The following is an 8,694-nucleotide window of genomic DNA, read 5'->3' on the forward strand; positions in this document are numbered from 1 at the left end:
ACTCGATTGTCTATCTTTTGGTATTAACCTGTTGATGCCTTAAGTCCTTCCCTATATGGATTTCAGATACTTTTGAGCGTAGGCACTCTCATCGAATTTTATTTTAAGTTAATTATTTGCATAACAATTCCCGAAGAGCCTAAAATCCATTTTTAATTTAATTATAACCAGCTACTTATTACAATTACATCAACCGCGCTTGTTCTTAAACCGCATCAACGGACTCATTAAATGATCGCAAAATCGAGACGATCCGATCAGCTTCCTGATCATTAAACATCCCATCTAGACCTTCGGGATGGTTATCAGTAAAAGGAGGCTCGTAGAGCGCCCCCGGATTGATAACTCCGTTTTTAGCGAGCATATCGATGATATTTTCGATAAAACGGATTTGATTGGCCGAGAAGTTTGTCCCCTGCAAATAACGGCCAAAAGCTTGTTTAGCCGCTTGGCGTGCCGCTACGCGGATCCCTGCGGGATCGAGTCCGACGATTTCCAGGATCAGGAGCTTGAGGCTTTTTGTCTGGCCAAAGACCTCCTCAAAACGCTGACGGCTCTCAATTTCTGCGGCCGAAAATAGCATCTCCTCTAGGGCAGATAAATCCGTCTCCGTTAGGGGGATATTGCGCCGCAACTTAGCGATCGCAAGGTGATCCTGATGCTGACGGATATAGGCCTCGACTTTCCGGCGATACTGTTCGCGACTAAAACCGGTCTGATGGGTGGGAATATCGACAATCTGCACCTCCCCCATCTCATCGACAAAATCGGTGATCACGATCTGCTGCTTTTGGCGATCGATAAACTTGACCAGATCTCGGATGCGAACCCGGATCCTCTCCACTCCCGACGGCGTTGCGCCGGTCCACCAGCTTTCGTCCTGCAGCTCGCGAATAAAGGCCAATTGTCCCTTAATCATCGGGATATCGGGCTTAGTCTCCAGTTGACCGAGAATATCCCGCACTTTGTCCCGCAATCGCTCATAACTACGGTCGGCCTTGAGAATGGCTAATTGCAGTTTCACACAGAGAAGGTCGAATTCCTTGGCCAGGGGATCCTCATTGGGCAGACTATTGGGTAAACCGGCCAAGGAGTCGGCAATGGTGGCCGCGTCCTCCTGACTGAGGTTGTTCCAACGCTGGCGCTGACTAAAGGTTTCCACCTGCGGCAAGCGACGACGCACGAGGAAATTATCCCGGGGCATGGTGGCGATGTGTTGATGGAGTGCATCGAGCAAACTCGTGTATAGGTCGTCGGCCCGCTCGACTTTGTAAGTAGAGGACTGCTCTCTTGCCCTAGGTGTCGCGCTTGGCTTGGAGGGAGCGAGACGGGTTGCCAACTCGAGGCGATGTTTAACTAGGCGACTGGTGAGGCTTTCGGGTATTTTCTGGCTTGTTTCATCGATATCCTGCTCGAAATACTCGAAATTACCGCAGAGGTCGAAGACCAGAAACTCGGTTTTATGGTTGCCAGGCCCAAACAAATCCTGACAGAGACGGGTCCCGCGCCCGATCATCTGATTGAACTTCACCCGGGAGAATACGGGCTTAAAAAAGACCAAATTGACCACTTCCGGCACATCTACGCCGGTATCGAGCATATCCACCGAGACGGCTAAAATCGGTTCTTTGTTGGCTTCGCTGAACTGATCGAGCAGACTCTGGGCGTAATTGTCGTGACTGTCAATAATTTTGGCGAAATGACCTTTGTAGTGAGGATAGTTACTGTTAAAGCGATCGCAGATACATTGGGCGTGTCGGTGATTACGGGCAAAAATAATCGTTTTACCCAATCGATCGCCACTGTTGACCTTTAGCCCCCGTTGCATCAATAATTCTAATGCTTGATCCACGGTGTCGATATTGAACAACCAGTCATTAAAGGCAGCTGCGTTAATTGCCTGCGGTAGTTCGCCGCTTTCCTCGTCCCGGAACTTCTCCTCGTAGTCTAGCCGCTCCTGTGGGGTTAGCTCACTGTATTTAACCCCAGTACGCAGAAACTTAAACGGCACAGTAACGCCCTTGGGGGGGACGAGGTGGCCATCCCTAACGGCATCATTTAACTCGTAGGCGAAGGTAGGCACGCCCTGGGGTAGCTGGAAAATGCGGTAGGTGTCCCGGTCTATTTCCGAGCGCGGCGTGGCAGTTAGCCCCACCAGCAGGGCATCAAAATAATCGAATATTTCGCCGTATTTCTGATAAATGGAGCGATGGGCCTCATCGACGATCACTAGGTCAAAATAACCCACCCCAAAGATTCGCCCCTCTGCATCCATGCGATCAATGGCGTTGAGCATGGTTTGATAGGTGGAGAAGATGACGTTAGCCCCCGTCACGTCTTTGCTGCGGGTCAGATGCAGGACGGTAACGCTGGGTAGATGACGCTGAAAGGCTCGATAGGCTTGCTTTAATAGGGCATTGCGATCGGCCAGAAACAGGACTCGGTTTACCCAATTGGCACTCTTGAGCAGTTCCACCAATGCGATCGCAGTTCGAGTTTTACCGGTTCCCGTGGCCATAACCAACAGGGACTTACGGGCGCACTTTTCTTCAAAGGTTTGGGTAATGCGGCGGATGGCCTCTTTCTGGTAGGGGCGGCCGACGATATCCTCGTTAATGGCGGTGTCCCTGAGGCGTTTACGGTGGGAACGGCGGAAAATTAGCCGTTCTAGCTCGGTTTTTCGCAGGAAACCGAGGACGGGACGGGGGGGATAGGTGAGATCATCCCAGAGATAGGTTTCATAGCCGTTGCTGTAGAAAATAACGGGGCGTTGGTTGTAGTTTTTTTCTAAGGAGTCGGCGTAGAGTTTGGCCTGATCTTGTCCGCTGTCGGGGCTTTTGCTGGTGCGTTTTGCCTCCACGAGGGCGAGGGGTTTGCCGTCATCACCCCATAGTACATAATCGACGAAACCGCGCCCAGTATCCCCCGGCTTTTGGATGGGCATCCCCCACACCTCGAACTCTGTGGCGTTGGGGGCTTTGGTATCCCAGCCGGCCTCTTGGAGTAGTACATCGATCAGGTAGCGGCGGGTGTCGGCTTCGTTGTAGTCGTGCCGGTCAGCGATCGCTCGATTTTGGGCGAGGAGGGCATCCCGTTCGGCCCTAGCGGCTGCCAGTTCGGCCTCGGTTTGGCGCTGTTTTGCTTCGGCCAATTGGCGCAGGGCATCGCTTTGGGACAGGCGTTTTTCTAGGTCTTGCAGTTGTTTGGGAGCGGGGGGTGCGGCCGCCGGTATCTTCTGGCGCTCGAAGCTAATATCGCCCAATTTTCGCCCATTCTGCCCATAGTAGCGCACCAGCCAGTAGGTGAGATGAAATAGTTCCTCGATCAGGTGCAGGGAGTCCCGTTCACTGATGGGGCTGGTATGGTGGGCGGCGTTGTTGCCGACTTTGTGGATGGTGCGAATTTTGCCGAAAAGTCCTGGTTTAAGGTTATCTTTAAAGGTTTGCTCGTGGATGAGAGCGCCTAGGCTATTGTCCCGGGGCGGTTGCAGGTAGGGGTCGTTTTTATAGAGCCAGCAGACCATTTGTTCTAGGACAAAACGGGTATAGAAGCAACTGGCCCGGGGGTTGCTGAAAACTAATCCCTCCGCTTGGCTGGCATGATCGTAGATTGTCGGGAATTGATCTCGCAGGAAGGAGAAGTTTGAGTCCATATTGCGCTCCCCAGTCTATAACTCTATTATTCCCAAAGTTTTGGCTATCTCTATATTTTACCTGATTATTGTTTAACAGTTATATAAAAAAACAGCAAGTTCGGTTATTTTATCTAGGGTTTTCCCGCGTGACAGTGTGAGATGATAGGAATCTTGGTTAATTGTCCAACGGTCTTTTTTAATGGCATTTCCCACAAGATTATGGCAGTAATCCGCCGGCTGCCATGGCTACAGTTCCCCCCTAAATGCTCTTTGTAAAAGGGAATTAAAGAGATTGTTCGCTTTATCGACTCCCGTTTTCTCGTGGTCTTTAATTTTTAAGATTTTGTTTGCGCTGTTCGTAAACTGATTTTGAAGTCCTAATGGTGGCAAAGGACATTCAAAACTCAGCAATGCTTTTCTGTTTATCTTGGGGATATTTGTTCTAGTCGAGTGCTTCTCAGCATATTCTAGGAAACCCTTACTTCTTAGAATAGAGGTCATATAAATCGGCGTCACACAACTATGATTTACTCGAATTGGATATATATCGGCACTACACACGCCATCAAAGTCAGGTAGAGAAACTTTATTGAGATATGGTCGAATCTTGGAGTAAAGAATGTCACCCTTACGAAACAAGTATTTTCCACTAATTAGGGACAATTCGGCGGGAGTTTTGCATCCACTTATCTCGCCAGTTCCAGACTCGATATTATCTCCCCCAACGTGAAGCATATTTGAATATGGCGATTCTCTGGGATCTACTTGCCCAGAAACTAGCTCAATAATGTTTTCTATTTTGACTATCTCCCACCCTTTCGGATTAGTAACAGGATCACCGAACATCTCTAGGAAAGTTGATCGCAATAACTCCTCAGTCAACCGAATTGCCTCTTTGCACTTGCGTCGCACCCCATCCGCTTTATCCAAAATTGCCGCAATTCTTCGCTGTTCTTCGAGGGGTGGTACATATATTTTTGTCGATAGAAACTCCTTGCGATTTACGTGTTTCATAGTCGCACCATGCAAGTAGCACTCCATATCATTGAGGGCTTTACCTAGAGAGTATTTGAAGTAATTTTTATGTACTTTTGCTTTATCTGGAATTGCCTTAAATATATGTTGATTTAGCCAAGCTGTTTCCATTTCTAGCCATTCAAAGACACCTAAACTGGCAGACCAAGAAACCAAAATATCTCCTGTATTTACCTCATATTTTTTATCAACATTTCTGGTCGTGAGATTATAGGGTTTACTTGAATCATTGAGGTTTTGAATTCTAATTATCTTCCGCCCATTTTCATGCCAGTCTTCTGGTTTGAACGCCGCTCCATTAATAAATTCCGCCACTTCTCCTAAAGGAATCATATATCTCATACCAACATCTCCTTTAACGCGTGTAAAACCTGATCAATCTTATTTTCAAACATAAATCAAATATCTTTTCGGTGGACTAAAACTCACGAACCGAAGGGGACATATTCCACCTCATCGAGAATTCGTTGTCCAAAAAAAGGACTCAACGACTCAGGTGTAACCAGATCCACACTCCGACCAAACAAGTCCTCCAAAAAGAAACATAAATCCATAAAATTATTAAATGTCTTCATCCCGGGTTGAAACACCACCAAAATATCCACATCGCTCTTCTCTGTCGTCTGCTCTGTCCGAAAAGATCCGAACAAACCACAGCGACTAACTCCCAATCGCCGTAATTCCCCTTGATTTTGCTCTAGCAGACTGATTACCTGTTGCTTTGTCGTTACAGTCATCACATCCCCTCTAAATGCCGACAAATCTTATTTTCAAACATAAATCAAATATCCTTTCGGTTGAGCAAAACTACCAATGCAATCATCGCTCAAAGCGTAACCCCTTCGCGCCGTATATTGTCAAGAAATGGATTATCTCCGCTCTGGAACTTTGCCGCAGAGATAAAATGACGGGAAACAACCACATTATAATCAAGGCAAAGCCTAGCGATAAATTCACTCGTGCGGTCAATTTCCTGATAAGGATCCACCACACCAGAAAGAATGACCAAAAGATCGATATCAGAATCTTCCCGTCCATCTTCCCGTGCTTGGGAACCGTAAAGGACGATTTTCTGTAATTGGTTTTGATAGAGCAGATGGAAATAATCTTTTATCTCCCGCAGAATAACCTCTAGCTGTAGATTTTTCATCTCCTAATCTCCTAACATCTCCTCTAATGCGTCCAAATCCTGACGAATATCAGCCTCTAAAGCCCTTAACTTCTGTAAAATCACCTTCGGCGGCTCATAGCTCACTTCCTCGTACTCTATCTCCTTATAGCGGTTAATTGATAGATCATAAGCATTGGCCTGAATCTCCTCGCGAGGCACAAAAAACGCCTTTGCTTGGCGATTGGTATCCTTAGCGGAGTCGCGTTGCTGCCAACAGCGCAGCAAGTCTGGGATATCATTATCGGCAATCGGTTGGCGCTTATCATCGAGAGAGAAACCATCCGCCACCATGTCATAAAACCAAACGAAGTCAGTCCCCTTTTCCCTTACCCCCAGCTTCGTAAAAATCAGGATCGCAGTAGATACCCCCGCATAAGGTTTAAACACCCCCGACGGCATCGATATCACCCCCTCTAGCTTATGTTCTTCTACCAAGATGGTGCGGATGTCCTTATGGGCCTTGGACGAGCCAAATAGCACCCCATCCGGCACAATTACCGCACCTTTTCCCCCCGTCTTCAGCAAGCGCAAAAACAGGGCCATGAATAATAACTCGGTTTTAGTGGTGTCGATGATTTTCGATAAATCCTTGGCAATAGTGGACTTCTCCAGCGAACCCTTAAACGGTGGATTAGCCAGAATCATGGTAAAACTATCCTCTACCCCGGCGTGATCCTCCGATAGGGAATCCCGGGCCTCGATAATCGGCTGCTCGATACCGTGTAACATCAGGTTCATGCTGCCAATGCGTAACATCGTCCCATCGAAATCAAAACCGTGGAACATTTGGTTATTGAAATGCTCTAGGTTGCCGCGTTCATGGAGCAAACGTCCCCCCTCGCTGTCCTTTAACTCCCGCACATACTCGGCAGCCGCTACTAAAAAGCCTCCTGTGCCACAGGCCGGATCACAGATAACCTCCCGGGGTCCCGGCGCTAATAACTCCACCATCATTTTGATAATATGGCGCGGTGTGCGAAACTGTCCGTTAGTCCCGGCTGTACTCAGTTTCGAGAGCATATACTCGTAAAGGTCGCCTTTGGTGTCCCGATCCTCCATGGGGATTTTTTCAATTTGCTCGATTACCGTGGCCAGCAGGGCCGGGGAGGCGATGAGAAACACCGCGTCCTTCATGTGTTTAGCGTAGGTGCTACCCTTAGAAAACTGTCCCAGATCTTTGATAAAGGGAAACGCTTCATCCCGGACAATCTGGAGCATTGTCTCGGCATCATCGATATTTTTGAAGCGGGACCAACGGATATGCTGTTGGCTGGGGGTAAAGGTGGGATTTTCGAGGTTTTCGCCTAATCGTTGGGCCCTACGCTCCTTAGCCAGTTCTAGGTCATCTAGGCGCTTGATGAAGAGTAAATAGGAAATCTGCTCGATTACCGAAAGCGGGTTACTAATGCCGTTATTCCAGAAGGTTGTCCAAAGTTTATCTATTTTGGATTTTAATTCGCCGGTGATCATCGCTGTTTATTTGTTCACTGCTTTTAATATTGCAGTAATATTGTACTGAAAATCGGGGGGTCTCTTAGGTTTTCTGGGTAAAATATATTCTAAAACTGGCTAGGGGGTGGAACGAACCACAAAGACACAAAGGACACAAAGATTGATCGCTCCTATATAGCTCAGTTTCTCAATTTTATCTGGCAATCTTGCCTAGCGATCGCTTTGCAATCACTAATTAAAGCCTTTTCTAGCCAAGCTTCTACTGATATGCAGCCAACCCTATTTATAAGTAGGTAGGCGTTAAAAATTATCAGATGCCCCCCTTAATAAGGGGGGATTAAGGGGGGATCGGCACCCCCCTTATCAAGGGGGGATTAAGGGGGGATCGGCACCCCCCTTATCAAGGGGGGATTAAGGGGGGATCGAACCTAAAATCCATTTTTAATTTAATTATAACCAGCTACTTAGCATCATTGGATTTTACTAACATTGAGAATACTTAACCCAATGATCTTATCCCCTTGATAACGAATAATCACATCATTATCTGTTAATTCGCTATCATCCGCTGGTAAAGATGGTTGATGAAAATTAATATACAAAATATCTGCTTTTGCATCATAAGCTGTCCAAAAATCTTGCTGAGGCAGAGCGTGAATCATCTTGGCGAAGTTAAGATAAGATTGAATATTAATGCTAGTTATGGCCATATTTGTTTCCTCTTGGTTAATTCACGAAGAAGACGGGTTAAATAAGCAGTAATAATAAATCCCTCATCTAATAATTCTCGATAAACAACGATTAGATATTTTCCAGAAACTATTTGTTTAACTGCCAACAATTCCTGATGGTTTCCTACTAGGATTTTCTCAGGATAGCGAATGGTTTCCAATATCTCCGCTTGATACGATACTAATTCACTATGTCCACTGATAATGTGTTTCCATCTCTCCTCTGTCAGACGAATTAAAACCCCATTCTGAGAAGTTGCATAAAGATTCATAGGTTCCGATTCAGTGTAAATAGACCTTTAAACCACACTTTCAACCCAACCGAACCCTATTCTACCGTGACACTTTTGGCTAAATTGCGCGGCTGATCCACGTCTAAACCGCGACGGGCTGCGATATGATAGGAGAGCAATTGTAGGGGAATTACTGTTAAAATTGGCGATAATAATTCCTCAACTTCCGGCACATACAACAAATCATTAAAGACTTTTGGTGCTTCCGTATCGTTGTCAGCAACTACTCCCAATAACCGCGCATCCCTTGCTTTTGCTTCCTGTGCATTGGAGAGAACTTTATCATAAACTACCCCCGGCATCGCAATCGCTACTACGGGAACTTTTGCATCTAAAAGCGCGATTGGTCCGTGTTTCATTTCTCCGGCTGGATAGCCT

Annotated in this window: 8 protein-coding genes and 1 pseudogene; all 9 read right to left on the reverse strand. The window is 46.7% G+C overall.

Annotated elements, in window-relative coordinates; translation table 11 throughout:
* Window positions 1–205: 205 nt before the first annotated feature.
* Window positions 206–3,652 carry a DEAD/DEAH box helicase family protein gene (locus PX484_RS19925; RefSeq protein ID WP_287768094.1) on the reverse strand — a complete coding sequence of 1,149 codons (3,447 nt, stop codon included), beginning with the start codon at window positions 3,650–3,652 and terminating at the stop codon, window positions 206–208.
* Between the two features lie 72 nt (window positions 3,653–3,724).
* Window positions 3,725–3,853: pseudogene (locus PX484_RS19930) on the reverse strand (hypothetical protein); the annotation flags it as partial.
* 27 nt (window positions 3,854–3,880) lie between these two features.
* Window positions 3,881–5,002 carry a restriction endonuclease subunit S gene (locus tag PX484_RS19935; RefSeq protein WP_287768091.1) on the reverse strand — a complete coding sequence of 374 codons (1,122 nt, stop codon included), beginning with the start codon at window positions 5,000–5,002 and terminating at the stop codon, window positions 3,881–3,883.
* Between the two features lie 92 nt (window positions 5,003–5,094).
* A complete protein-coding gene (locus PX484_RS19940; RefSeq protein ID WP_002731863.1) occupies window positions 5,095–5,406 on the reverse strand; it encodes a nucleotidyltransferase family protein in 312 nt (103 codons plus the stop codon).
* An 89-nt stretch (window positions 5,407–5,495) separates the two neighbouring features.
* The gene (locus tag PX484_RS19945; protein WP_002750888.1) at window positions 5,496–5,819 is read right to left on the reverse strand and encodes a nucleotidyltransferase domain-containing protein; all 324 of its coding nucleotides are present in this window, start codon (window positions 5,817–5,819) and stop codon (window positions 5,496–5,498) included.
* Window positions 5,820–5,822: 3 nt separating this feature from the next.
* Complete coding sequence (locus PX484_RS19950) at window positions 5,823–7,310, reverse strand: type I restriction-modification system subunit M (protein WP_287768088.1); 1,488 nt, start codon at window positions 7,308–7,310, stop codon at window positions 5,823–5,825.
* A 452-nt stretch (window positions 7,311–7,762) separates the two neighbouring features.
* Entirely contained in the window at window positions 7,763–8,002 is a 240-nt protein-coding gene (locus PX484_RS19955) for a DUF2283 domain-containing protein (protein ID WP_002801930.1), read from the reverse strand.
* On the reverse strand, window positions 7,993–8,295 hold the full coding sequence (locus tag PX484_RS19960) for a hypothetical protein (protein ID WP_287768086.1): 303 nt from the start codon (window positions 8,293–8,295) through the stop codon (window positions 7,993–7,995). The genes PX484_RS19955 and PX484_RS19960 overlap by 10 nt, the downstream gene beginning before the upstream one ends.
* 56 nt (window positions 8,296–8,351) lie before the next feature.
* Window positions 8,352–8,694, reverse strand: a 343-nt coding sequence (locus PX484_RS19965; RefSeq protein WP_288105242.1) for an SIS domain-containing protein, incomplete at its 5' end; no start/stop codon positions are given.

The organism is Microcystis sp. M49636_WE2, assembly GCF_030065375.1.
GTDB classification, from domain to species: Bacteria; Cyanobacteriota; Cyanobacteriia; order Cyanobacteriales; family Microcystaceae; genus Microcystis; species Microcystis aeruginosa_C.